The organism is Serratia sp. PAMC26656 (assembly GCF_016469055.2).
Lineage (GTDB): Bacteria > Pseudomonadota > Gammaproteobacteria > Enterobacterales > Enterobacteriaceae > Serratia > Serratia plymuthica.
The window spans coordinates 3,686,898-3,712,055 of sequence record NZ_CP150486.1 but is presented as its reverse complement, the minus strand read 5'-3'; the positions used below and the strand labels follow the sequence as shown (position 1 = coordinate 3,712,055).

Genomic DNA, 25,158 nt, shown 5'->3' with positions numbered 1-25,158 from the left:
GCCAGGAGGCTCCCGGCCATCGATTCAAAACTGGCGCTGGATCCAGCGTACGTTCAGCCGCACCAGCGCGATGATGCCGCTGGACAACAAACGCAGGCCGGCGGGCAAATCGCGGCGGCGAATATCCAGCAGCAGCACGGTGCGCACTTCCTCGCTGTCGTTCCACACTTCGTGTTCGAAGGTATCGTCCCACAGCATAAATTCCCCCTCGTTCAACCGGTATTCGCGCCCATCGACTTTCAGCACCGCAGCGGGAGCGCCGTCGGCGCGTTTGGGCATCGACAGCACCAGATAACCGCGCAGAATACCGCGAAACGGGCCACGGTGCGCCGGCACCTGTTTGCCGGGCGCCAGGAAAGACAGTGAAGCGGAAAGCACATCCGGCGAGGTGGCGATCAATTCGGCAAGCGTCGGGCAGCGTTCAAGATTGCGGGTTATCGGCTGGCCATAGGCCTGCATGATAAACATCCGCCAGTCGCGCGCGTCGTTGGCGGAGATTGACGCCTGCTCGCTCATGATCTCGTGAAAACGCGGGATATTGCGCAGATCCTGGGCAACGCTCAGCGCCTCATCACGTATCTGCGGCCAGGCTGCGGTAAAACGTTGTGCGTCAGGGAACAAGCGATCGCTGTCGAGCACCGGCGCGCCGGAGATGCGGCGATCGTAAATACCGCGTAACCGCAGCACTGCCCAATCATAGATAAATGACATGGTGTCCTCGTTAAATAAGGTGCGACTGCCGGGCGATCAAATACTGTGAGAAAAAAGGTATGAGTTCAACAGATTAGCACAGCATTTCGCCATGCGGGAGTGGTAGCGGCCTGTGCTGAGACAGGCAGGGTGAAGCGGGGGAGCGGCCCGGCAGATTTACCGACAATGGGTGTTCCTGTTCGGCAGCAAACCAGGTGCCGGCCTGAGCATGTTGTCGAAAAATACAGCACAATAAAAATGTGACGCATATCGCATTTTAACCGGCGGTTGGTTAAAATATCGCTACTGCTCGCCTCTGTCCGGACCCCGTTAAATATGGAACACACCCACGTCTCGCGCTCGACCGCCTGGTTGCGCGTGGTTGTCCTCGCCATTTCGGCCTTTATCTTCAATACCACCGAGTTTATTCCGGTCGGGTTATTGAGCGATATCGCCCAAAGCTTCTCGATGCAAACCGAGCAGGTCGGGTTGATCATCACGATTTACGCCTGGATCGTCGCTGCCGCCTCACTGGTGTGTATGTTGCTGACCAGCAAGATTGAACGCCGCAAACTGCTGATCGGGGTGTTTGTTCTGTTTATCGCCAGCCATGTGTTGACCGCCGTGGCGTGGAACTTCACCACGCTGGTGATTTCCCGCGCCGGGGTCGCGCTGGCTCACTCGGTATTCTGGTCGATCACCGCCTCGCTGGCGATTCGCGTGGCGCCGGCGGGCAAGAAAGCGCACGCGTTGAGCATGCTGGCGGGCGGCACCGCACTGGCGATGGTGCTTGGCTTGCCGTTGGGGCGCATCGTCGGTCAGTTGCTGGGGTGGCGCATGACCTTTATCGGCATCGCGGTCTGCGCCACTTTCGCGCTGGCGCTGCTGTGGCGTCTGCTACCGGTACTGAAAAGCGAGCATTCCGGTTCACTGGCCAGCGTGCCGGTCCTGTTTAAGCGCCCGGCGCTGGTTCGCCTGTATATGCTGACCATTATCGTGGTGACGGCGCATTTTACCGCCTATAGCTATATCGAACCCTTTATCCAGACCGTGGCCGGGCTGTCGGAAAATTTCACCACCCTGATGCTGTTGCTGTTCGGGGCTGCCAGCATTTTCGGCAGCCTGCTATTCAGCCGTTTCAGCGAACGTTTCCCGTCGGGCTTTTTCATCGGTGCCATCGCATTGTTGATGGCGAGCCTGTTGCTGCTGCTGCCGGCCTCCGGCGATGAGATCCACCTGACGCCGTTGTTTGCGGTATGGGGCATGGCAATCATGGCGATTGGCCTGTCGATGCAGGCCAAGGTGTTGAACCTGGCGCCAGATGCCACCGACGTCGCGATGTCTATCTACTCCGGGTTGTACAATTTCGGTATCGGCGCGGGTGCGCTGTTGGGCAATCAGGTCAGCCTGCACCTGGGCATGGGCAATATCGGCTTTGTCGGCGCACCGTTGGCGCTGATTGCTCTGGGCTGGTGCTTGTTCAGCTTCTATCGCAGCGAGCGTTTATTGCAGCACCGGGCCTGACGGCTGGCGTTTACCTTTCTTGTGCCGCGCCGTCATGCGCATGTAAACGGCCCAATAGCATAAACACCAGCAATGCGGTGCCAGCCGCGCCGGCTGCCAGCAGATAAAGCAGGGTGCGGAACGCCTGATCATAGATCTGCAGCGTTAGCCGGCGTTGGCCGGGCAGCAATGCGGCGGCGTGGTCGAGATCGCCCAGCGCCGCGCGGTTGGCCGCCTCGATGATGGAGTGCGTACCGGCAGCGCCGGACAGTGCGTCAAGCAGGCCACCCTGAATCAGCAAGGCGAGCACCGCGCCGGCAATCGCGATGGCGATGCCATCGGCTGAGACACGTACCGCGTTGAAAATGCCGGTAGCCATACCCGCCCGCTCTTTTTCCACCACGCTGACCGCCATCGCATCCATCAATCCCCAGGGCAGGCCGATACCGGTGCCGATCAACAGCATCGGTACTATTAGGCCGTTACCGCTATTTTCCGTTAACCCATGACCGAGCCAGGCCAATCCTGCGGCGGTCAGCAGCAACCCGACGCCGGAGAGCAGGCCAGAGGTAAAACGCCGCGCCAACAGTGCCGCGATAAAGGGCACTATCAGCAACGGTGCCGCCAGGGCAATCATGGTTTTGCCGGCCTCGAATGCGCTCTGCCCGTCAATGCCGATAAAGCGCCCCGGCAGCATGACGATCAGCACCACAAAAAAGAATGCCGGTGAGGCGGCCAGTACCTGAACCCCAATAAAGCGGGGGCTGCGGAACAAGGTCAAATCGAGCATTGGCCGCGCCACCCGCCGTTCAATCAGCACGAAGCCAATAAACACCCCCAGGGATAACAATAATGAACCGGCTACAGACAGGCTGCGCCAGCCGTTTTCCGGCGCGAGCAGGATCGCGTAGGTGAATAACGTCAGCGCAGCAGTGAAACTGATCGCGCCGGGCCAGTCCAGTCCCGCCGCATGGGGATTACGGGACTCGATGGCCGCGAACAGCACCAGCATAAACCCCACAACGGCAATCAACGCGGTGGCGATAAACACCCATTGCCAGCCTGCCGTAACCACCAGCCAGCCGGATGCCAGCGGCCCGAAAGCCAGGCCAATGCCGAACGTGGTGCCCAGCAGGCTGAATACCCGGGTGCGAACCGGCCCGTGGAAGGTCTGCGCCAACGATGACATGGCACCGGCGAAAGCGGCCGCACCGGCCAGACCTTGCGCCAGCCGCAGGATATCCATCCCCACTACCGAGGGAGAGTAAGGGATCATCAGAGTCAGAAGGGTGAACGCGCCCAGTCCGATCAGCCAGACGCGCTTGCGCCCATAAATGTCGGTCAGGCTGCCGGCAGCCATCATCGCACTGCCATAGGTGAGGATATAACCGTTGACTACCCAGCTCAGTTGTACGGCAGTGCCGCCCAGAGAGTGGCTGATGGAAGGCAGCACCACCGCCGGGCCAGTGAAGCTCAAAGGAATAAGAATGCCGGTCAGGCAGGCGGCCAGCAATTGCAGCCATACCCGAATCTCAATGCGGTCTGCGGTGGAGGTTATCTGCGTCATAGTTTTCATCTTGCACATAATGGAAAGGCCCATAAACGGGGCTGCGCAGCGTTATCACTGCATAGCCATCAACATAATCCCTCCCGAACTGAAGAAAAATAGGCTAAATTTCCATAGATATCGGACAAAAACGTCCAAAATAACAGAGGGGCATCATGGACAGTCTCAGCGGTATTCTGGCGTTTGTTCAGGTCGCGGAAACGCGCAGTTTCTCTGATGCCGGTCGGCAATTGGGCGTATCGTCCTCTGCCGTGGGTAAAAGCGTGGCACGCATGGAGGAACGGTTGGAAGTGCGCTTGTTTCACCGCAGCACCCGCAGCGTGACGTTGACAGCCGAAGGCGCGTTGTTTCTTGAACGCTGCCGCCGCATTTTGGCGGAGATAGCCGCCGCCGAGCTTGAACTGGCGGATACCCGGGCCGCGCCGCGCGGCAAGCTGCGCATCAGCCTGCCATTGGTCAGCGGGCTGATGATGCCGGTGCTGACGGCTTTTATGCATCGGTATCCGGATATCGAGCTGGACGTGGATTTTTCCGACCGTCTGGTCGACATCGTTGAAGAAGGGTTTGACGCGGTGGTGCGCACCGGCGAACCGGCCGATTCACGGCTGGTATCCCGCCGGTTGGGCGTTTTCGAACTGGTGTTGGTGGCGTCGCCGGACTATTTAAAACGGCGCGGCGTGCCGGAGAAACCCGCGGATTTGCTCGGTCACGCCTGCCTGCAGCATAAATTTCCCACCACGGGGCGGTTTGAGCCCTGGCCGCTGCGGCTATTGCCGGGCGAAGCCCTGCCTGAGTTACCGGCCACGATGATCTGCAATACTACCGAGGCGCTGGTGCAGGTAGCCCAGGCCGGGCTGGGTATCGCTTGCCTGCCGGATTTTATGGTGCACGAGGCGTTACAAAGCGGCGAGTTGCGAAGGGTACTGGAGAGCTGCACCGAGCATCAGGGGACGTTCCGGATCATCTGGCCGTCCAGTAAATATCTGGCGCCTAAGCTGCGCGTTTTTATCGATTTTCTTGGTGAACGGCTGCTCTCCTCTGGCGAGGCGGCAAGGGGGAAGGGGGCCTGAAAACAAAAAGCCCGCTTAAGTTGCCTTAAGCGGGGATTGCGGCAGAGATCGCCGGCGGTCGAAAATGATGAAGCGGGAAATGCGGCGCTGCTTAGCCGAACACGTTCGTCAGGTGCTGTTTCAGCCGTTCTATGTCATTGCTGATGTCCGGTGATTTAATCACGTCGAAACACGAGAAGGCGGGAACGATATCGGCGCCGCAGAATTTATAATTGGCGGTATTGCTGACGAAGATGTCATCGACGGACTTGCCGGCGAAGAGCTGCTGGTTGTTATCGTCAAATGCCTGTTGCGGTGCGTTCCAGGTTAACGACAGCATGTATTTTTTGCCCTGCATTTTTCCGCCGCTGCCGTATTGCCGGTCCGGGTCCTGGCGGGTTCTGCCGTCATCAACCAGCATGCTTTGTTGCATCAACCCGGCGGTAAAGACCTCGTCGACATATTTTTTGTAGATCCAGGGCGTGCCGAACCAGTAGACCGGCGATTGCAGAATAATGATGTCGGCCCAGAGGTGCTTTCTCACCTCTTCAGCAATATCGTAACCTCGCTCGATGGCGGTCTGCTGCACTTTATGGCCGCGCGTTTCCATCTCGTCGCGGATCACGCCGAGCAGGGTCGTATTTAAGCCGCCTGACGAGATGCCTTCGTATAACTGGTGCGTATTGATTATCAGAACGTTTTTCATAATGGAACCTGTGTGATGGGGAAGGGCCAAGACGATGTCTCAATGGCGAACAGTATCGCCGTAGCAAGGTGCGGATCGCTTGCCGGATTCGATTCAATTTTTGCCTGATTCAACGGATTGGCATTGATATCTGCAATAAGAGGGTGACGAGGTGATAGACTTTTTGCTGACCCTTTTTAGTTGCGAGAGCGAACCCAATGCTGACCGATACCAGAGCGAACAACGTGACGCTGGCCAGTCTGGTGGCAGATATTGCCGCTGCTGATGGCGATTACCCTACCGCCATACCTGCACTGATGATTTACCGCAGAAATGCCGTCACGGCGCCGATGCCCTGTATCTACGGGCTGGGGTTGGGGCTAACCGTACAGGGGGGAAAGCGAGTCACGCTTGGCAATGAGATCTTCGACTATGGGCCTGGACAGTCGCTGATAACCTCGGTTGATCTGCCGGTGGTGTCTTATGTTACCCAGGCCAGCGTCGCCGAGCCCTACCTGGGGGTGCGCCTGGCGCTGGATGCCCGGCTTATCTCACAACTGGCGGCCGATCTGGATTTCGCCGCTGGGGCGAAAGTGTCCGGCGGCAGGGCCGTATCGGTGGTTGAACTGGACGATGGCCTTCTGGAAGCGGTAAGTCGCTTGGTTAGCCTGTTGGGTGAGCCGACGTTGATGGCATCGATTTACCCGCTGATCTTGCAGGAAATCACGATCCGGTTACTGAGCGGGCAACATGGTCCGACATTACGGAACTTGGTCGCGCAGGGATCGCCAAGCCAGCAAATCGCCCGGGTGTTGTCGTGGCTCAAACTCAACGTTGCGCAGGATGTGTCGATGGAAGCCTTGGCCGCCAAAGCCTGCATGAGCCCATCGACATTCAGGCAGCACTTCCGCGCGCTGACCGGCATGAGCCCTCTGCAATATTTGAAGAGCCTGCGTTTGCAGGAGGCACGGCAGATGATGATGAATGAGGGGCTGGATGCCGGCAGCGCGGCGGTGCGGGTCGGATATGAGAGCGCCTCGCAGTTCAGCCGTGAATATACCCGCCTGTTTGGCGCGCCTCCTCTACGCGATATCAAGCGGATACGCGAGGCCGGCTGAGCGTAATATAAATGCAAAAAGCCCGCCTGAGTGATCTCAGGCGGGCCGTTTTAACGATCTTTAAACGAAGTTTAAGCGATATCGAAGCGATCGAGGTTCATGACCTTGTTCCAGGCGGCGACAAAGTCCCGAACAAAGCTCTCCTGGGCATCCGCACTGCCATAAACTTCCGCCAACGCCCGCAGTTGCGCATGTGAACCGAAGATCAAATCGGCGCGGGTTGCCGTCCATTTCAGCGCACCGGTCTGGCGATCCTGGCCTTCAAACACGCCGTCCTCATCCGCCTTTTTCCAGGTTGTGCCCATATCCAGCAGGTTAACGAAGAAATCGTTGGTGAGCGTTTCAGGCCGCTGAGTCAACACGCCGTGCCGGCTTTGGCCGACGTTGGCGTTCAACACCCGCAATCCGCCCAGCAGCACCGACATTTCCGGCGCGCTCAGGGTAAGCAACTGCGCCTTGTCCACCAGTAACGCCTCGGGGGAAATGCGGTAGCGGGTATCCAGGTAGTTGCGGAAACCGTCGCCCACCGGCTCCATGGCCGCGAACGATTCGACATCGGTTTGCTCTTGCGAAGCGTCCATGCGCCCCGGTGTGAAAGGAACGGTAACCGGGTGGCCGGCATTGCTCGCTGCCTGCTCAACGCCCGCACAGCCTGCCAACACGATCAGATCCGCCAGCGAGACCTTTTTGCCGTCGGTCTGCGCATCGTTGAAGGTGCGCTGAATGCCTTCCAGCGTGGCCAGCGTTTGCGCCAGTTGAGCGGGCTGATTCACTGCCCAGTCTTTCTGCGGCGCCAGGCGGATGCGGGCACCGTTGGCGCCGCCGCGTTTGTCGGAACTGCGGAAGGTGGAGGCCGAGGCCCAGGCGGTGGAGACCAGCTGTGAAATCGGCAGGCCGGAGGCCAGGATTTTGCCTTTGAGATCGGCGATATCCTGTTGGTCAATCAGCTTATGATTCACCGCCGGGATCGGATCTTGCCAAATCAGCTCTTCAGCCGGGACTTCCGGGCCGAGATAACGTGCGCGTGGGCCCATATCGCGGTGGGTCAGTTTGAACCAGGCGCGGGCGAAAGCGTCGGCGAACTCATCCGGGTTCTGGAAGAAACGGCGCGAAATTTGTTCGTACGCCGGATCGAAGCGCAGCGACAGGTCGGTGGTCAGCATGGTAGGGCGATGTTTCTTCGCCGGATCGAACGCGTCAGGAATGGTCTCACCGACGTCCTTGGCTACCCACTGGTGCGCACCGGCCGGGCTCTGCGACAGCTCCCACTCGTATTCGAACAGGTGTCGGAAGAAGTCATGGTTCCATTGGGTCGGGGTGGTGGTCCAGGTGACCTCAAGGCCACTGGTGATTGCATCTTTACCTTTGCCGGTACCGAAGGTGCTTTGCCAGCCGAGGCCCTGCTGTTCCAAACCTGCACTTTCCGGATCGGCGCCGACGTGCGAAGCGGGGCCTGCACCGTGGGTTTTGCCGAAGGTATGGCCGCCGGCGATCAGCGCGACGGTTTCTTCGTCATTCATCGCCATTCTGGCGAAGGTCTCGCGGATGTCGCGTGCTGCGGCGATCGGATCGGGGTTGCCGTCCGGGCCTTCCGGGTTCACGTAGATCAGGCCCATTTGCACTGCCGCCAGGGGGTTCTCGAGATCACGGTCGCCGGAATAACGGCTATTCTCGCCGCCGCTCGGTTCCAGCCAAATTTTTTCCGCGCCCCAGTACACGTCGTCCGGCTCCCAAACGTCGGCGCGGCCACCCGCATAACCAAAGGTTTTGAAGCCCATCGATTCCAGCGCCACATTGCCGGTCAGGATCAACAGGTCGGCCCAGGAAATTTTACGGCCGTATTTCTGTTTGATCGGCCACAGCAACCGGCGTGCCTTGTCTAGGCTCACGTTGTCGGGCCAGCTGTTGAGCGGGGCAAAACGCTGCTGGCCGGAACCTGCGCCGCCGCGGCCGTCGCCGATGCGGTAGGTGCCGGCGCTGTGCCAGGCCATGCGGATGAACAGGCCGCCGTAGTGACCGAAGTCCGCCGGCCACCATTCCTGAGAGTCGGTCATCAGAGCATGCAAATCTTGTTTGACCGCCGCCAGATCCAGGCTGTTGAACGCGTCGGCGTAGTTGAAATCTTTGTCCATCGGGTCGGACAGGGAGGAGTGTTGGTGCAGGTGTTCCAGACTAAGTTGGTTTGGCCACCAGTCCTGGTTCGAATTACCACGCTGGGGAAGGGGCTTGTTGCTGCCACCCGAAAATGGGCATTTGCTTTCAGTTGTCATGATGCGCTCTCTGCTTGTGTCGGATGTTGCGCTAATGGGGGGAACCCCTGAGTCAATCTGATCGTTATTGGGTTTCGTCACCTGAGCCAACGGCGGGTAGAACGAAACTCAGTAGTAAGCTTAGACAGTGGTTGGCGAGAGATAAAATAGGAATGCTTGAATTCTGCAATAGTTTTTGACGATTGATTTTTTCTGCATTGATAGGCATGGCCAGAAAGGTGTATGGCGGCCAAAAAGCGTAAAAACGCTCAGGCTCCCGGTACCGATTTTTCTAAACCCGTTTCCCTTCCTTTGAAAATTTACGACCAAAGGTAACAAAAAGTGATCGTGATCAATATCACACTTTGGTGAGGATATAACCTGATTGGTGAACGATAAACACTAATGATTTTTAGGGGATGGATATGAAAATTAGGGATTTTTTTGTGCAAACGCCGCTGGAAAGACGCCGTTATGGCGTCGCGCTTTTTGTCGGCATCATCGCCGGGCTGCTGTCTGCATTCGTTAAGTGGGGCGCAGAAGTTCCGCTTCCGCCAAGGACCATTCTGGATGGACGTGCGGAGTTTAATCCACCGTATCTTTTCCTGAGAGATTATTTGGGCATAGATCCCACGGCAACGGTTTACACCTTTTCGGAGCATGTGATCAATCCGGTTATGGTGACGCACATTATTTTCTCGTTGGTGTTTGCCATCGGTTACTGCGTGGTTGCCGAAGTCTTCCCGAAAGTAAAACTCTGGCAGGGCGTGCTCGCCGGCTTAATTGCCACGGTGTTCGTTCACGGCATCAGTTTCCCGCTGCTTGGCTTAACGCCGCCTTTATCCATGCTGCCTGTCGAAGAGTATGTTTCAGAAATACTGGGGCATGCATTCTGGTTCTGGGCGATCGAACTTGTTCGGCGTGACCTGCGCAACAGAATAACGCATCAGCCGGATGCGGAAGTTCCTCTCAACTCACCGTTCCGTTAAGTCAACGCGATAGGCATAAAAGCCCTGAATGCACAGGGCTTTTCCTTCTCGTTGATTATCGATTGCTCAGGGGGAATTCTTTAACACCCGGTTAATCCAGCAGTTTCATTTCCAGCGCACGGCTCATGGCTTGGGTGCGGCTGTTGACGTTGAGCTTGGCATAGGTGTTCTTGAGGTGCCATTTCACGGTCTGTGCAGAAATAGCCAGGGAGCGAGCGATGTCTTTGTTCGTCTGGCCCTCGGCGATCAGGCGTAATACCTGAAGTTCGCGTTCACTGAGCCCCCAATAAACGTCATGACTGCTCTGAAGCTGCCTTTCCCCGATCTGTGTGCCCTTATCTACCAGGCGAAGCTGCGCACCTTGCTCGTTGCAGGCAGCAGGACCTTCGTGCATATGGAGAAGCAAAGGTTGCAAGGTGTCGCCGGCATCAAGAAAGCTGCGCATGAGATGCGGGTGTTCAGCCAATTGCAGAACCGGTTGCAGCGTAGTGCAGGCAGCCGCGTTTTTACCGGCTTTCCACAAGGCTAATGACCAGAGCGCACGCAGGCGCGCGGCGGTGAGCCAGTCGCGTCGGTTTTCCTGTTCGGTAACCAGTTCGGACAGCAGTTTGCAGGCTTGCGGCATCTGGCCGGAGGCCAACAACAGGCGACTGCGGCTGAGTGCTGCATGCTGAGCGATCGCACGTTGACAAGGATGTTCGGCATCAATCCTGGCATGGCGCGCCAGCTGTTCCAGTTGCTGCTGCAACTGCTCTGCACCAGGGCGATCCGCACGCTGCAAACGCACTCTCACTTGCTCGGCCAACAACAGAGCCTGCAACCGGCGCCACCCGCGAGACACCGCCAGTTGCTGTGCATGTTCCAGCAGCCGTTCTGCCTCCTGCGGCATGCCGTCATGCAAGGCCTGCCGGGCAAGGTAGGCATAGCAACGGCTCAGCGCGTCGGGTGGGCTGAAACGGTCGATGAGCTCGAGCCTATCCGCCAGCAGATGATCGAGCGAGTCAAGGCTCCTGCGCTCGTAGGCGATTTCCGCCAGTAGCGGCGCGAGCGTCGCTCCGCTGGTCGACTGGGGGCCGGTATAACGCTCGGCCTGACGCAACGCATTGCCGGCGTACAGCCCGGCGTTCTCCAAATCGCCTTGGCAAAGATGACATTGGGCGATGATGAAAGCGCGATAAACCGAGACGAACAGATTGTCCAGCGGGCTGTCCGGGCTGGGCATATGGCGTTGGACCGCCAGGGCCTCGGTATAGCGCTGGTTAACCACGTGGCAGTAGCTGAGAATATTGCATATCAGGCCATCGACCCAGGTATCGCCGCAAGGCACTTCGGCCAGCAACGGCTCGACAATCGCCAGGCTTTCAGGGATGTTTTCGGCAAAGGCTTCGCAGATGGCGCGCACCACACGCAGCTTGATCCAGGCGCTGCGGGCCATCCCGTCACGGTGGTCCGCCACCATTTGGTCGAGGCTGTCGAGCAACTGTCGTGATTCATCGAAGCGGAAATAGTGCGCGAGCGCCCAGGCCAGATTGATTTGAAGGTCAATGCGTGACGGATCAACGCTCGCTGGCAAGTGACGCATCCAGGAAACCAGAGTATCGATATCTCCCTCTTCAGCCAGGGATTGCGCGCTCGCACCATCCTGGCCGGGGCTATGAACCGGCTTGCCGGCGGCCAGCGCATGGCGTACCGCCTCAGCCCACAACAGCTGTTCGGCGAACCAATGACTGGCGCGTTCGTGCAACTGTTTGAGGTTGATATCGGCGCGATGGCGCAATGCCACGCCCAGGGTTTCCTGCAAGAGAGGATGATAGCGGAACCAATAGCCTTGCTCGTCAAGGGCCGACAGGAACAGGTTGTGCCGCTCAATCCATTCCAGCATCGCCTCGCTGTCGTCACGCCCGGTGACGGCATTGCACAGTCCGGCATTGAAACGATTGAGAAACGCTGTTTGCATCAGGAAGTCGAGCACCTCCACCGGCAGCGGGTCAAGCACCACTTCTTTCAGATAACGGGCGATGGAGCGCGTCCCCCCGCGCAGATTGTGGATCAGGTGCCCAGGGTCTACACGCAATTCGGGGGACAATGAGGCGATCTTCATGCCTGCGATCCAGCCCTCCGTCGCGGACAGCAGCCGAAGGGCATCCTGATTGCTGAGCGGCACGGCGACCGTCTGGCTGAAATAGTTCCGGGTTTCTTCGAGCGTGAACTGCAGGTCCTGATCATAAATTTCCACCAACTGGTCCTGGGCCTGCAATCGGCTCAACGACAGACTCGGGTGGAACCGGCTGCCGACGATCAGATGCAGCGCCGCAGGCGCATGCCTGAGCAGATAGCCCAGGGCTTCATGCACGCCGGCGTCATTGATCATATGGAAGTCGTCGACGATCAGATACAGGTCGTGCGGACAATAATGCAATTGGTTAATCAGCCCAGCCAGCAACTGCAGTGAGCTTGAGGGCGCTTGCTCTTCCATGTTCTGCCAAAAATCGGCGTCCCAGTCGGCATAGAGCGGTCGCAAAGCATGCAGCAGATAAGGAATGAACTGCCAGACGTCATCGTCATCCTCATCAAGGCTGAGCCAGGCAACGCGTTCACCCTGGCCGATCAACTGCTGGTGCCATTGCGCCAACAGCGTGGTTTTGCCGAATCCTGCGCCCGCACAAACGACGGCCAGACGCCGCAGGCGCACTTGATCGAGGCGCTTGAGCAGGCGCGGGCGCGGTAGCAACAAGATAGAGGAGCGGGGGGGGACGAATTTGGTCAGGATGAGCGGCAAGCCTCTCGTCAGCCGCAAAGGCCCCGAGACCAACGATGTAGATTGGGAACCTGCAAAATCCGATTGCTTCATCCGTGGTTGCCTGCCCGTATTTTGTTTTTTCAATTGTACGTCAGAGCCCGGGATGAAACGGGGCCGTCGTTCTGGATAGATAAACAAAATTCATAAAGTTTGACCTCAAGCATGAAAACCCCCACTTACCCCCCCATTAGGGTGGCTTCGCAGCTTCCCGAAACACCCGTACATTTTTTGTATTGGTGTGGCTAGGGTGTTCTCACCCTGTCAAATAGCCCCGCCTGTCCGACCCTTATTGAGGAGAATCAGATGACGCTGAGCAAACAGGCTTTGCTGCAGGCTTACCGAAAGATGCGCGAGATCAGGACATTCGAGGAGCGCCTGCATCAGGAAAATACCAGCGGTGACATTCCGGGCTTCATTCACCTTTATACCGGTGAGGAGGCCATTGCGGTGGGGGTCTGCGAAAATTTGACCGACGCCGATTTCATTGGTTCTACGCACCGTGGGCATGGCCACTGCATTGCCAAAGGTTGTGATATTCACGGCATGATGGCCGAGATTTTCGGTAAGGACAGCGGTTTGTGTCGTGGCAAAGGCGGCTCTATGCACATCGCCGACCTGTCAAAAGGCATGTTGGGCGCGAACGCCATCGTTGGTGGGGCTCCTCCGTTGGCCATTGGCGCTGCGCTGACGGCCAAGACCCTGAAGACCGGCAACGTCGGCGTGTCTTTCACCGGCGATGGCGGTTCCAATCAGGGCCTGGTATTTGAAGCCATGAACATGGCTGTGGTGCTGCAATTGCCGGCCGTCTTCATTTTCGAGAACAACGGCTATGGCGAAGGGACCGGCCATGACTACGCCGTCGGCGGCCGCGATATCGCCAAACGTGCGGCCGGTTTCGGCCTCCCGGCGGTGACGGTCGACGGCACCGATTTCTTTGCCGTTTACGAAGCCGCCGCAGAGGCGGTCAAGCGTGCTCGCGAGGGGGGCGGCCCCAGCGTGATTGAGGCCAAGGCCTTCCGCTGGCACGGCCACTTCGAGGGCGATCCGGCGTTGTACCGCGCTGAGGGTGAGGTTCAACGCCTGCGTGAACAGCACGATCCGCTGAAGATCTTTACGGACAAGATCAAAAAACAGGTCACTCAGGAGGAACTGGCGGCGATCGACGCGGAAGTGGAAGCGCTGGTCGGGGATGCCGTAACGAAAGCCCGCGCAGCCGCCTATCCGGCTCCGGAAGACCTGCTGACCGACGTCTACGTTTCCTATTGAGGGTGATAACAATGGCTATAAAAACCTATCGTGAAGCGGTCAAGGAAGCGCTGGCCCAGGAAATGGAGCGTGACGAACGCGTAGTGCTGATCGGCGAAGACTTGCGTGGCGGCCACGGCGGCAATGCGCCGGAGGAGGCGAGGATAGAGGCCTTTGGCGGCGTGCTAGGGGTGACCAAAGGGTTGTGGACGCAGTTCGGCTCTGACCGCGTGATCGACACGCCGATTACCGAGTCGGCGATCATCGGCATGGCTGCCGGCGCTGCGGCGACCGGTCTGCGGCCGGTGGCCGAGCTGATGTTCATGGACTTTTTCGGCGTCTGCCACGATGCGCTGTACAACCAGGCCGCCAAGTTCCGCTACATGTTTGGCGGCAAGGCCAAGGCGCCGCTAGTGATGCGTGGCATGATCGGCGCCGGCTTCTCTGCGGCGGCCCAGCATTCGCAGTCGCCTTATAATATCTTCGCCACCACGCCGGGCCTCAAGGTGGTGGTGCCGTCTACCCCTTATGACGTCAAGGGCCTGCTGATCCAGTCGATCCGCGACGACGATCCGGTGGTGTTCTGCGAACATAAAATGCTTTACGACCTTAAGGGCGAGGTGCCGGAAGGCATTTATACCATCCCGCTGGGCGTGGCCAACTACACCCGCGAAGGGGAGGACGTCACCATCATCGCGTTGTCGGCGATGGTGCATAAAGCCAATGAAGTGGCCGACAAACTGGCCAAAGAGGGCATCTCGGTGGAGGTGGTCGATCCGCGTACGATTTCACCGCTGGACGAGGAAGGCATTCTGGAATCGGTGGCGTCCACGGGCCGTGTGGTGATCGTCGACGAGTCGGCGGCGCGTTTCGGCTTTGCCCATGATGTCGCGGCACTGATCGCTTCCCAGGCATTCCATTTCCTCAAAGCGCCGATTGTGCTGGTTACACCGCCGCACACCCCGGTGCCGTTCTCTCCCGCCCTCGAAAAGCTTTGGATCCCCAGCGTCGAGCGGATCGAGGCCGCCGTCCGCCAAGTGCTGGAGGATTGAGCCATGAGTGATATCAAAACGCTTGAAATGCCCAAGTGGGGCCTTTCGATGGAGGAAGGGGTACTCGCGCAGTGGTCTATCCGGGAGGGCGACAGCTTCACCAAGGGACAGGAAATCTGCGAGATCGAGACCAGCAAAATCGTCAACGTGCTTGAGGCGCCCTTCGCCGGAACCCTGCGCCGGGTGTTGGCCCGGCAGGGGGATACCCTAAAGGTGGGGGCGGCGCTGGCGCTGGTGGCTGAGGCTTCGATCAGCGATGCCGAACTGGACGCCTTCACTGCCAGTCTGGCGACGGCGGAACCTGCCGCGTCTGTCGCGCCGTCTCCTGCGGCCCCTGTGGCAGCCCCGACGGTCGACAACGCACTCCCCACGGCATCGGGTCCATCCACCAAACCGGTGGCCGCCAGTGGGCAGACCGAGGTACCGATCGGCCTGCAAGGAAGCACCGATGCCGCACAGGTCAATGCCACGCCCCACGCGTTGCGTCTGGCCGCCAGGTTGGGTGCCGACTTGAGCAAGGTGCGCGGCAGCGGACGTGAAGCACGTATCTCGGTGGCTGACCTGGAGAACGCGATCCTTGCCGCAGGGGGCCGCATCGCATCGCCGACGTTGCCATCGCGTTCAGGCAAAGCGCCCCGTTCGCACGCCGACGACAGTCAGGTATCGGCAACCCCACTGGCGCGCCGTCTGGCCGGCAAACTGGGGATCAACCTGCACGACTGCCGCAGCAGCGGTTCACGCGGGCGGGTCAGCCGCGAGGATGTGCAGGCGGCGGCTCTGCTGCTCGACGGGCAGCCGCAGACAGCGACTGCACAGAATGCGGCGCCGGCAGCCTTCGAGAACTTGCCCATGTCGGGCATGCGCAGGGCGATCGCCACCCGTTTGCAGGCTTCAAAGCAACATTCGCCGCACTTCCGCCTGATCGCCGATCTCGATCTGGAGCGCCTGTTGGCGTTGCGCAAGGAAATCAACCTCGGCGCGCCCGGCGTCAAGATTTCGGTTAACGACCTGCTGGTTAAGGCCTGCGCTCAAGCACTGGTGGCGGTGCCGGATGTCAACGTGCAGTTCGACGAAGCCAGCCAGAGCATCCGCCGCTTTGCCGATGCCGACATCTCGGTGGCCGTTGCGCTGCCGGCCGGGCTGATTACCCCCATAGTGCGCACCGCCAACCGGAAAGCGGTCAGCGAGATCTCGCGTGAAATTCATTCCCTGGTGACCCGGGCGAAAGCCGGTACGCTCAAGCCCGAAGAGTTCCAGGGCGGCACCTTTAGCCTGTCAAACCTGGGCATGCTCGGTGTACGCCAGTTTGACGCCATCATTAACCCGCCCCAGGGCGCGATCCTCGCGATCGGTGCCGGTGAGGTGCGGGCGGTGGTCCGCGACGGGCAGATCGTAGCGCGCCATCAACTGACGGTGTCGCTGTCCTGCGACCACCGGGTCATCGACGGGGCGCTGGGCGCGGCTTTTCTCCAGGAACTCAAGCGACTGGTTGAAACTCCGACCCTGATGTTTGTCTAGGAGACGAGCTATGCACGACAAATACGATGTACTGGTGATCGGCGGCGGGCCGGGAGGCTATGTGGCCGCCATCCGCGCCGGCCAGCTCGGGCTGCGTACGGCGCTGGTGGAAAAACAGCATCTGGGGGGCATCTGTCTGAACTGGGGGTGTATCCCAACCAAGGCGCTGCTGCACGGCGCTGAGGTGGCGCACAGCATCGCCCATGCCGACCAACTGGGCTTCAGTGTCGGCGAGGTGAGTTTCGATCTCCAGAAACTGGTGCAGTTTAGCCGCGCGGTGTCACAACAGTTGACCGGTGGGGTCGAGTACCTGTTGAAGAAGAATGGCGTAACGGTGTTCGACGGCACTGCCCGCCTGCGTGGCAAGGGGCAGATCACGGTGGTCGATACCAAGGGGGATGAGCGCGACTACCGGGCCGACCACGTGATCCTGGCGACCGGCGCCCGCCCGCGTGCGTTGCCCGGGATAGTGCCGGATGGCGAGCGGATCTGGACCTACTTTGAGGCGCTGCAACCCAAAAAATTGCCGAAATCCTTATTGATCATCGGCTCCGGCGCCATCGGCGTCGAGTTCGCCAGCCTCTACAACGACCTTGGCAGCGAAGTGACGCTGGTGGAGGTGGCCGCACAGATACTGCCGATTGAGGATGCCGAAGTCTCGGCGGCGGTGCGCAAGTCGTTCGAGCGGCGCGGCATTCAGGTGCATACCCAGACGCAGGTAACGCAGGTGCAGATCACGGAGGCGGGAGGGCGTTGCACGTTGAAAAACGCCAGTGCCGAACAGGTGCTGGAGGTCGAACATGTGCTGTTGGCGGCCGGCGTCCAGCCCAATGTCGAAGGCCTCGGGCTGGAGGCGCTGGGCGTCGAACTGGATCGCGGTTTTATCAAGACGGATGACGCCTGCCGTACCAACGTCTTCGGCCTTTACGCTATCGGCGACGTCGCCGGCCCGCCGTGCCTGGCGCACAAGGCCAGCCACGAAGGGACGATCTGCGTCGAGACCCTGGCCGGCGTCGAAGGCGTGCACAAGCTTGACCGTAGTTATGTGCCCGGTTGTACCTATGCCCGGCCGCAGGTTGCCAGTCTGGGCCTGACCGAGGCAGCGGCGCGTGCCAGTGGACGGCCACTCAAGATCGGTAAGTTCGCCTATCAGGGCAATGGCAAGGCGCTGGCCGCCGGTGAGGCGGAGGGCTTCGTCAAGACGATTTTCGATGCCGAAACCGGCGAGCTGTTGGGGGCGCACATGGTTGGCGCACAGGTCACCGAACAGATCCAAGGCTTCGGTATCGCCCATCATCTGGAGGCCACGGACGAGAGCCTGCTGTCGGTCATCTTTGCGCATCCGACGCTTTCTGAAGCCATGCATGAATCTATCCTCGCGGCCGCTGGCCGACCGCTGCATCAGTAGGACAATACGGGAAAGGATAACAGCCTGATCCGATTGCGTTTCCGGTAGCGGAAACCAACCAAAAACTCTCCATTAGACGTAGTACAAAACGAAACAGGAATAATTATGTCGACAGGTTTGAACGGAAAGGTAGCCATTATTACTGGCGCAGCGCGTGGCATTGGCCGGGGGATCGCACTGCGCCTGGCACAAGAGGGGGTAAACCTTGCGCTCTTGGATTTATCCGCAGATCAGCTTGGTACAGTCAGGAAAGAGGTGGAGTCTTTCGGGGTAAAAGCGACAACCTACGTTGCCGATATCAGCAAGCGCGAGGAGGTGTATGCGGCCATCGAGCACGTTGTGAGTACGCTGGGTACGTTGGATGTGATGATTAATAACGCCGGTATTTCGCAGGTAAAACCCATCGCAGACGTGGTGCCGGAAGATCTTGAGAAGATCCTGAACATCAATATCGGGGGGGTGACCTGGGGGATCCAGGCCGCCGCGGCGAAATTTAAACAGCTCAACAAAAAGGGCAAGATCATCAATGCTTGTTCCATCGCCGGCCATGAGGGTTTTGCATTGCTGGGCGTGTACTCCGCCACCAAATTTGCCGTACGCGCATTGACCCAGGTTGCGGCAAAGGAATACGCCAGCGACAACATTACCGTCAACGCCTATTGCCCTGGGGTGGTCGGCACCGATATGTGGGTGGAAATAGACCAGCGCTTTTCGGAGATTACCGGTGCCCCGAAAGGCGAAACCTATAAGAAATACGTCGATGGCATTGCCTTGGGGCGTGCACAGACCCCGGCTGACGTCGCGGCACTTGTCGCTTTTCTTTCCAGCGACGACGCCGCCTATATCACCGGTCAGTCGATTTTGACCGACGGCGGGCTGGTTTATCGCTAACCGACGCCGCTCTTTAAAGTCCTCTTAAAGGGCTTAGAGGTACCTACCCAACCGTGGCGATTTATTTCGTGCAGTTTTGGCGGAGGAGAGTAGGCAATCTAATGACGCCAAAGCAAAAATCCCGCTCGGTTTCCCTGCGCGGGATTTTCTGGATTGGGTTCCTGACAGGGGGAATAAGAACATAGACGCCCCTCTTTAAGACTTTGCCGGCCAGAAAGAACGCAGGTCTGCTTTCTCTTTACCTAAAATACACGTCGACATGTGTACCTAATTTGCGGGCTAAACCTTTTGCTCCATCGCGCATCACCCTATGGTGGTTCCAACGGAAAACGGGTGTGGCCAGCGGGGCGAGGTAGTTCATCCATCGGGTGTTAGTCCGGATATTCCAATCATACCTAACGATAGTATCCCCCTCTTTGTCAGAAAACGCCCACACTCCTCGGCCTTCAACGTCGCCACTGGCTTCCCCTTCTAAAAGGCAAAAAGGCTTAATGTTTAATACATGGATATCAAAGGTTAATCGATAAGGGAGTACACCTTTCCAGGTATAACGATGCAAGGCGCCAATTCCCTGAATATCACCTTTCTTTAACTCAATAATCTGCTCCAGACTTCCCCACCATTCGGGCCACAGATCCGGATGGCATAGAACATCCCATACCTCCTGTATAGAAGCCTCAACCCGCCAGATGGTGGAGAACTTATAGTCAGCCATATAGTCAGGCTCCCATTAAGGTGCGAAAAAATCAGCGGGGAAATGGATGTTGATAACCATTGCATCCATAAATACGGTTTCCAACATTTTTCCATCCAGTGCGTAACTGACCACCTTTGCAGGAAATCCATATTTATTATCTAACCAAATGTCATAACGATGAACAGCATCGACTGTCTTTCCTTCGGGGCCGACCACGGATAAGTGTAATGTCGACTTCCCCGCGATGATATCTTCACCGAGGGGGGTTGTTGTCCCCTCATGTTGCAGGCTGCGAACATTATTCAGCAAAACGCCAAAGTCTGATTGATCCACCCGATGACCGTTAGCATCTTGTATCAATGAATCTGTTGGTGACAGGCTCAAAACAGGAAAATTTCCTACTCCAAAGGGCCACAGCTTAACTTTGCCATTGACTGGGTTATAGATTAGGACTGCACCTGAATGTGGTTCGGTAAAGTCCATCCGTACATAACCAGGTTTACGGTAGCTATAGCGGATGATTTTAGTGTCATCAGACGGTGACAAGGAACGCACCATAACTTGATAAGATTGAATTTGTTCAAAATGTTGCAGCGAGAGAATGATGGGATCAGACGGTGTTGAATTCTGCAAAAAAGCCGATGCCACAGCGCTCTTGTCCGCTGCGTACGCAGTATCGTTAAAGCTAAAGATCAGTAATGTTGCAAGCATTACGGCAAAAGAGACTAAGTCGCTAATGATCGTCTCCTGTTTTGAACTGGTAAACAGGTTATCCCAGCGTTTTGATTTTGTGATTCACTACCGTCTTCAGAGCGCTGATCTTCGGGGCTGACTAAATCGGTTTTTGCTCCTACGGATCTACCGGGAACATAATCAGTATGTCAGATAAAATCTAAGGCAGTGTTTTTCAATTATTTTAAATAGAAATAAAAAACCTTCTTTTCAGCATGCTTGGCCGTTATCAGGTTAAACATCAGGGGTGTATAAAAAACTGACGTTGCTGCTTCATGACCGAACTCGGCGTGACGCCAAAGGCTATACGGAATGCAAGGTACAGACCCTGCTAATCGGAAACGTTGAAAGGTTTTTCAGAAGGCTTGAGATTGCATGCCAAGGGGCGATAAGATCACGGAAAGCAAAAAGCCCGCTCAGGTTTCCCTGAGCGGGCTTCTCTAATATGGCTCCTCTGACTGGGATCGCCTTTGCCTGTAACTGGCTAATAAGCAAGCTAAACCTGAATCTTCATCCTGTCAAGACCACCAAAATGACCACCAATAGTTGCGGATTAAATAAATCAGGTTGAGCAATCCTCGGAATGTGGTGATCGTTACTATGGTTTAACCCTAAACGTTAGCATAACTAACGAGAGCATCGAAGAATCTATCCTAAGAGGGCAAAGAGGTCTAACAGTCTGCACATACCAAGAGTGGACGTTGCTTACATGGGGGGCGGATGTTGTACTTGGACTGATTAGGCTATCTAGGGTTCCCCTCATAAAATATTTTCAGAATCTTGGATGTTGACAGTAGTAAATTGATTGGATTTCAGTTAGAAAATATTATCGATAAATTAACGGAGTGACGGGATGAGTAACGCGCATGAGGCCAGCGCGTCGGCCACTGGCTATCTGTATCAGTGTCGCTACGCATTGCTAAAAGGACTGGAAGCTACGCTGGATTCACCAGAGTTCAGGATTTCAATTGAAAAGTTTGATGATATAGCTTTTGAGGCAAACGGCTTACCGATTCATCTTATCCAGACCAAACATCATAAAGCCAAAACTGGAAAGCTGACTGACAGCAGCGCTGACCTTTGGAAAACGCTACTCATCTGGATAAAAAGTGTAGCCACCGATAGTGGCGGTTTCTCAAGAACTCGTCACTTCCTAATAACAACTGGTTTGGCACCTTCGAATTCGGCGTCTTTTCTATTACGAACAGAAAGTCGTAACGAGGCTCAAGCCGATTTTTTGTTACTCACGACTGCAAACAGTTCAAATAACCGCGCGCTACAAGAAGCTTTCAACGCCTATAAGATCTTACCGGAGGAGGCTCGATTTGCTCTGTTAAGATCAATATATGTACTTGATAGATCTCCTTCGATTACTGATGTTAAAGAAGATATTTACCGTCAGTTGCACCGTGCTGTAGGAAGACAGCATATCGAAATTTTCACCGAGCGTTTAGAAGGCTGGTGGTTCGACCAAGTGATACGTATGCTCAGCGGCAATGAGGTGGGCAGCATCCCAGTGCTGGCTATTGAATCCCGCATTGATGAACTGCGAGAGGAGTTTCGACGTTCCTCATTACCTGTAGATTTTCGGTCATTTTCTCCTCCTCAAGAAGTGATCGCTCAGCTAGATAGTCGACCCTTTGTCAATCAATTGCGTAAGATAAATCTCGGTTCGGCCCGTATTGAGTATGCCATCCGTGATTATTACCGAGCTTCAGAGCAACGCTCAAAATGGGTAAGAGAAGAATTATTGCTTAATGATGAGCTTAAAACGTTCGAGCAAGACCTGATAGAGGCTTGGCAGCCACGATTCGCCGCACAGAAAGACGATTTATTACCTGATAGTGATGAGTCCGATCGTATACGTTCTGGAAAGGACCTGTTCACATGGGCAGAACAGCAGGCATGTTTTCCTCTCCGCAGCCTACGAGAGCGGTTTCTTACCCACGGAAGCTACCATATTTTGGCTAACCGATACGCAGTGGGGTGGCACCCTGACTTCATGCAGAATAATAGTGATGAACAGAAAGGAGAGGATTGATGATGGAGCCTTGGTCTTCCCGTCCCATCGAGGAGAGCTACCTCTTCAACCCAGCTTTCTGCGTATTGCTTATAGCCAATACATCGTCAGAATTCAATAAAAAGACCGGTTGCTCTTTACCCTTTGCACTAGCCTTTATAATCCTTCCGATAATTCTTCATCAGAAAACACGCAAGGCTCTGCCTGCTACAACCGTAACGTCACTAATGGCATGGTGCCAGGACAACCGAGATACGATGATTAATTTCCCCGATAGAGTCAGGCGGCTAAACGGTATTACCCGTGAGAGCATATTATTTGGCACAAGGCAAAGCGCTCTTTGCTTGGATGAAAATGGTGACTTAAAGAAAGGAGCTAAACTGCTCTCACCTACAGAAAAACGAACGCCGCTGTTTACTCAGGAAGCCGGAGAATGCATTGAGCGTGCGGCATTTCTGGGGCGTTGGCTCGCAGCAGCTGGTACAACAGCGACTATTTATGCTGCATGGGGGATAGCGCCATGAGTCTTCAGATAGCCAGCCTTGTGATTTACAACCACGGGGGAGAACGTCGTGAAATCACCCTTCATCCCGGTCAACTGAACATCTTGACCGGCGCATCCAAAACGGGTAAATCAGCAATAATTGATATTATTGATTACGTTACCGGGCGAAGCGAATGTTACGTAGCCGATGGCGTTATCCGCAAATGTACGCAATGGTATGGGATCCTTTTTCAACTGAATGATAGCCAAATCTTTATCGCGCGACGCAATCCAGATGCCGGTACACAGTCTCACGGCGACATCTATATTGCCCGCGGGAGCTCCCTGTCGATTCCCGATGGCGCAACTCTCCACAAAAACACTACAGTCAACGCTGTGGAGAAATTTCTGGGAACGGCAATCGGCATTAATGAAAACGAACACCGTCCCCCGAGTCCTACGCGACCCTCTCTGGAGGCAAATTTCCGCCACTCGCTTCTTTTTTGTTTCCAGGATCAGAACGATATTGATAACAAACAGCGTCTGTTTCATCGCCAAGATGATGGTTTTATAGCGCAGGCTATCCGGGACACCTTTCCTTATTTTCTTGGCGCAATGGATGAAGAGCGGCTCTTACAGCAAGCCCAATTGGACGATGCGCGAAAACTACTGCGTCAGCTTGAAAGGTTGGTACGGGAAGCTGAATCGCTGGATGACGCCACATTTCCGCGTGCAAAAGCTCTTCTTGAAGAAGCTAAAATGGCAGGGCTTACCGACGATCGAACCGTAGCGGTAAACTATGAGGCCTGCATGACTCTGCTCCAAAGCTTGGGCGAGCGAGGAGTATTTTCAGATGCAGTTGTAGTAAGTGATCATGATGACATATTGATGCGACTGCGCTCAGAACGTCAAGGGATGCGTACTGAGCTTGAGAGACTAAATAGCGAGATTCGTGAAACGCGGGCGTTTACCTCAGAATCAACCGGCTATGAGCGAGAGGCGCGGGAGCAGCGTGCAAGACTCAGCGTAGTGAATTTGATAAAGTCCTCAGAGGTATCGCAGCTTTGTCCTCTTTGCGAAAGTCACCTCGAAAACGTTCCTCCTTCTGTTGCTCAACTCAACCATTCACTCAATGAATTGAGCCGACAACTTGAGGCGGTAGAAGCAGAAAATCCAAGGCTCCAGAAGCGCTTAGCAGCCCTCCAAATACAGGAAAATACTCTCCTCAATAATCTTCGAGAGAATCAGAAAAAAATCAGTGATTGCATCCAACAAGCTGAATATCTGCGAGTACAGCAGGAAAACTTTATGCTGCAGGCGCGGACTCTGGGGAAAATCGCACAGTATCTTGAAACTGTCAGCGATGCAGAGCAGTATTCGGGTCTTCGCACCCGGTTAGAAAATCAGCAATTAACTGTAAGTTTCCTTGAAAACAAATTGGATCCGACTGCTGTACGAGAGAAACTTGCGGCCTTCCTCAATATAATCGGCCGTTATATGACTGAATATTCGGAGCTTCTCGATCTAGAACATCAGGGAAGCAACCTGCGTCTAGATATCCGCAAACTCACCGTGGTGGCAGATACCTTGGACGGACCGGTACCACTTTTCCGTATGGGCAGCGGGGAAAATTGGGTCGGCTACCATATTTTGGCTCATCTGGCCCTTCATCGCTGGTTCCGTCAAAAAAAACGCCCCGTGCCAGGATTTCTAATTCTCGACCAGCCATCGCAGGCGCATTATCCACCTGAAAAAGATAATGATGGGTCTATTGACGCTCTGAAGAATGAAGATCAGAACGCTGTAAATCGGCTGTTCAGCCTAATCAACCACGCTGCTAAAACGCTCGCCCCTGATTTACAGATAATAGTTATGGACCATGCAGACCTTAAAGATGACTGGTTTCAGGCTGCAGTCTCTGATCGCTGGCGTAATGGCGTAAAACTTATTCCAACAAGCTGGATAACACCCCAGAAATAATGGCAAGACCCAAATTAAAGCCTACAGCGCACTTATTTCTGAGCGTAAGAACACTGTGTTATGTTGGCGGGGATAGCTACTATCCGGTGACTGAAGTAATGAGGGTTTAACTGGAACAACGACGTCTAGGCAGGCGAAAGGTTTTGTAAGTAGGTTTGGAGAAGATAAGGTTTGGCTCTGCATGAGAATGTGAATGCCGGAACATAAATCCAATTGAGGCATTAACTACCACTTGCTGCAGTGCTGTGCCAATGCAATAAATTTAGTAAAAATATGATGGCCAGATTTGATAAGTTTATTTATAGGGGTTGTTATGTGTTTTGCAAATTTAAAGATACTCAACTTTCGTAATTTTGAGACAGTTAATATCCCTCTGACGGGCAACATAGTCTTGTTGGGCGAGAACCTCGTCGGTAAGAGTAATCTGCCATTAGCGATTCGTCTGTTCAACCTCATGATTGATAGATAAATATTAATGGTG

At 55.8% G+C, this 25,158-nt stretch carries 19 protein-coding genes; 12 read left to right on the top strand and 7 right to left on the bottom strand.

The window, feature by feature from the left end:
- Nucleotides 1–24: 24 nt before the first annotated feature.
- Nucleotides 25–711 carry an aspartyl/asparaginyl beta-hydroxylase domain-containing protein gene (locus tag JEM67_RS18540; protein WP_199636281.1) on the bottom strand — a complete coding sequence of 229 codons (687 nt, stop codon included), beginning with the start codon at nt 709–711 and terminating at the stop codon, nt 25–27.
- 315 nt (nt 712–1,026) lie between these two features.
- Between JEM67_RS18540 and JEM67_RS18535 the strand changes: the two genes are divergently transcribed.
- Nucleotides 1,027–2,214: a sugar transporter gene (locus JEM67_RS18535; RefSeq protein WP_199636282.1), complete on the top strand. Its 1,188-nt coding sequence runs from the start codon at nt 1,027–1,029 to the stop codon at nt 2,212–2,214.
- A gap of 10 nt (nt 2,215–2,224) precedes the next feature.
- On the opposite strand, the gene JEM67_RS18530 is transcribed toward JEM67_RS18535, so the two are convergent.
- Nucleotides 2,225–3,760: an MFS transporter gene (locus tag JEM67_RS18530; protein WP_233527704.1), complete on the bottom strand. Its 1,536-nt coding sequence runs from the start codon at nt 3,758–3,760 to the stop codon at nt 2,225–2,227.
- A gap of 155 nt (nt 3,761–3,915) precedes the next feature.
- On the opposite strand from JEM67_RS18530, the gene JEM67_RS18525 reads away from it, so the two are divergent.
- On the top strand, nt 3,916–4,830 hold the full coding sequence (locus tag JEM67_RS18525) for a LysR family transcriptional regulator (RefSeq protein WP_199636284.1): 915 nt from the start codon (nt 3,916–3,918) through the stop codon (nt 4,828–4,830).
- Between the two features lie 91 nt (nt 4,831–4,921).
- Here the strand turns inward: JEM67_RS18525 and JEM67_RS18520 are convergent, their stop codons facing one another.
- On the bottom strand, nt 4,922–5,515 hold the full coding sequence (locus JEM67_RS18520; protein WP_126483967.1) for an NAD(P)H-dependent oxidoreductase: 594 nt from the start codon (nt 5,513–5,515) through the stop codon (nt 4,922–4,924).
- A gap of 197 nt (nt 5,516–5,712) precedes the next feature.
- Here JEM67_RS18520 and JEM67_RS18515 point away from each other — a divergent pair, with 197 nt between their 5' ends.
- Complete coding sequence (locus JEM67_RS18515) at nt 5,713–6,612, top strand: AraC family transcriptional regulator (protein WP_199636285.1); 900 nt, start codon at nt 5,713–5,715, stop codon at nt 6,610–6,612.
- A gap of 71 nt (nt 6,613–6,683) precedes the next feature.
- Here JEM67_RS18515 and katG read toward each other — a convergent pair whose 3' ends face one another.
- Nucleotides 6,684–8,882: a catalase/peroxidase HPI gene (katG, locus tag JEM67_RS18510; RefSeq protein WP_199636286.1), complete on the bottom strand. Its 2,199-nt coding sequence runs from the start codon at nt 8,880–8,882 to the stop codon at nt 6,684–6,686.
- A gap of 404 nt (nt 8,883–9,286) precedes the next feature.
- Between katG and JEM67_RS18505 the strand changes: the two genes are divergently transcribed.
- Nucleotides 9,287–9,850, top strand: coding sequence for a YagU family protein (locus JEM67_RS18505; protein ID WP_199636348.1), 564 nt, complete (start codon nt 9,287–9,289; stop codon nt 9,848–9,850).
- Nucleotides 9,851–9,941: 91 nt separating this feature from the next.
- Here JEM67_RS18505 and JEM67_RS18500 read toward each other — a convergent pair whose 3' ends face one another.
- The gene (locus JEM67_RS18500; protein WP_370576164.1) at nt 9,942–12,701 is read right to left on the bottom strand and encodes a LuxR C-terminal-related transcriptional regulator; all 2,760 of its coding nucleotides are present in this window, start codon (nt 12,699–12,701) and stop codon (nt 9,942–9,944) included.
- Between the two features lie 252 nt (nt 12,702–12,953).
- On the opposite strand from JEM67_RS18500, the gene JEM67_RS18495 reads away from it, so the two are divergent.
- The 5 genes from JEM67_RS18495 to JEM67_RS18475 all read left to right on the top strand — a co-directional run bounded on the left by JEM67_RS18495 (nt 12,954) and on the right by JEM67_RS18475 (nt 18,764).
- Nucleotides 12,954–13,916, top strand: coding sequence for a thiamine pyrophosphate-dependent dehydrogenase E1 component subunit alpha (locus tag JEM67_RS18495; RefSeq protein WP_062868009.1), 963 nt, complete (start codon nt 12,954–12,956; stop codon nt 13,914–13,916).
- Between the two features lie 11 nt (nt 13,917–13,927).
- Entirely contained in the window at nt 13,928–14,947 is a 1,020-nt protein-coding gene (locus JEM67_RS18490) for an alpha-ketoacid dehydrogenase subunit beta (RefSeq protein WP_004946867.1), read from the top strand.
- 3 nt (nt 14,948–14,950) lie between these two features.
- Nucleotides 14,951–16,465: a 2-oxo acid dehydrogenase subunit E2 gene (locus tag JEM67_RS18485; protein WP_199636287.1), complete on the top strand. Its 1,515-nt coding sequence runs from the start codon at nt 14,951–14,953 to the stop codon at nt 16,463–16,465.
- 10 nt (nt 16,466–16,475) lie between these two features.
- Nucleotides 16,476–17,873, top strand: a complete 1,398-nt coding sequence (lpdA, locus tag JEM67_RS18480) for a dihydrolipoyl dehydrogenase (protein WP_199636350.1) — start codon at nt 16,476–16,478, stop codon at nt 17,871–17,873.
- A gap of 105 nt (nt 17,874–17,978) precedes the next feature.
- Nucleotides 17,979–18,764: an acetoin reductase gene (locus tag JEM67_RS18475; protein ID WP_013813718.1), complete on the top strand. Its 786-nt coding sequence runs from the start codon at nt 17,979–17,981 to the stop codon at nt 18,762–18,764.
- A 238-nt stretch (nt 18,765–19,002) separates the two neighbouring features.
- On the opposite strand, the gene JEM67_RS18470 is transcribed toward JEM67_RS18475, so the two are convergent.
- Both JEM67_RS18470 and JEM67_RS18465 read right to left on the bottom strand, forming a co-directional pair.
- Nucleotides 19,003–19,479 carry an SRPBCC family protein gene (locus tag JEM67_RS18470; RefSeq protein WP_013813717.1) on the bottom strand — a complete coding sequence of 159 codons (477 nt, stop codon included), beginning with the start codon at nt 19,477–19,479 and terminating at the stop codon, nt 19,003–19,005.
- A 15-nt stretch (nt 19,480–19,494) separates the two neighbouring features.
- Nucleotides 19,495–20,172, bottom strand: a complete 678-nt coding sequence (locus tag JEM67_RS18465; RefSeq protein WP_199636288.1) for a DUF1571 domain-containing protein — start codon at nt 20,170–20,172, stop codon at nt 19,495–19,497.
- A gap of 874 nt (nt 20,173–21,046) precedes the next feature.
- On the opposite strand from JEM67_RS18465, the gene JEM67_RS18460 reads away from it, so the two are divergent.
- From JEM67_RS18460 to JEM67_RS18450, 3 genes are read left to right on the top strand one after another with little or no spacing between them, the layout of a single operon-like run.
- Nucleotides 21,047–22,234: an ABC-three component system protein gene (locus JEM67_RS18460; protein WP_103162477.1), complete on the top strand. Its 1,188-nt coding sequence runs from the start codon at nt 21,047–21,049 to the stop codon at nt 22,232–22,234.
- Nucleotides 22,234–22,737, top strand: coding sequence for a three component ABC system middle component (locus JEM67_RS18455; protein ID WP_046622944.1), 504 nt, complete (start codon nt 22,234–22,236; stop codon nt 22,735–22,737). The genes JEM67_RS18460 and JEM67_RS18455 overlap by 1 nt, the downstream gene beginning before the upstream one ends.
- On the top strand, nt 22,734–24,677 hold the full coding sequence (locus JEM67_RS18450; protein WP_199636289.1) for a DUF3732 domain-containing protein: 1,944 nt from the start codon (nt 22,734–22,736) through the stop codon (nt 24,675–24,677). Before JEM67_RS18455 ends, JEM67_RS18450 begins: the two co-directional genes overlap by 4 nt.
- Nucleotides 24,678–25,158 lie beyond the last annotated feature (481 nt).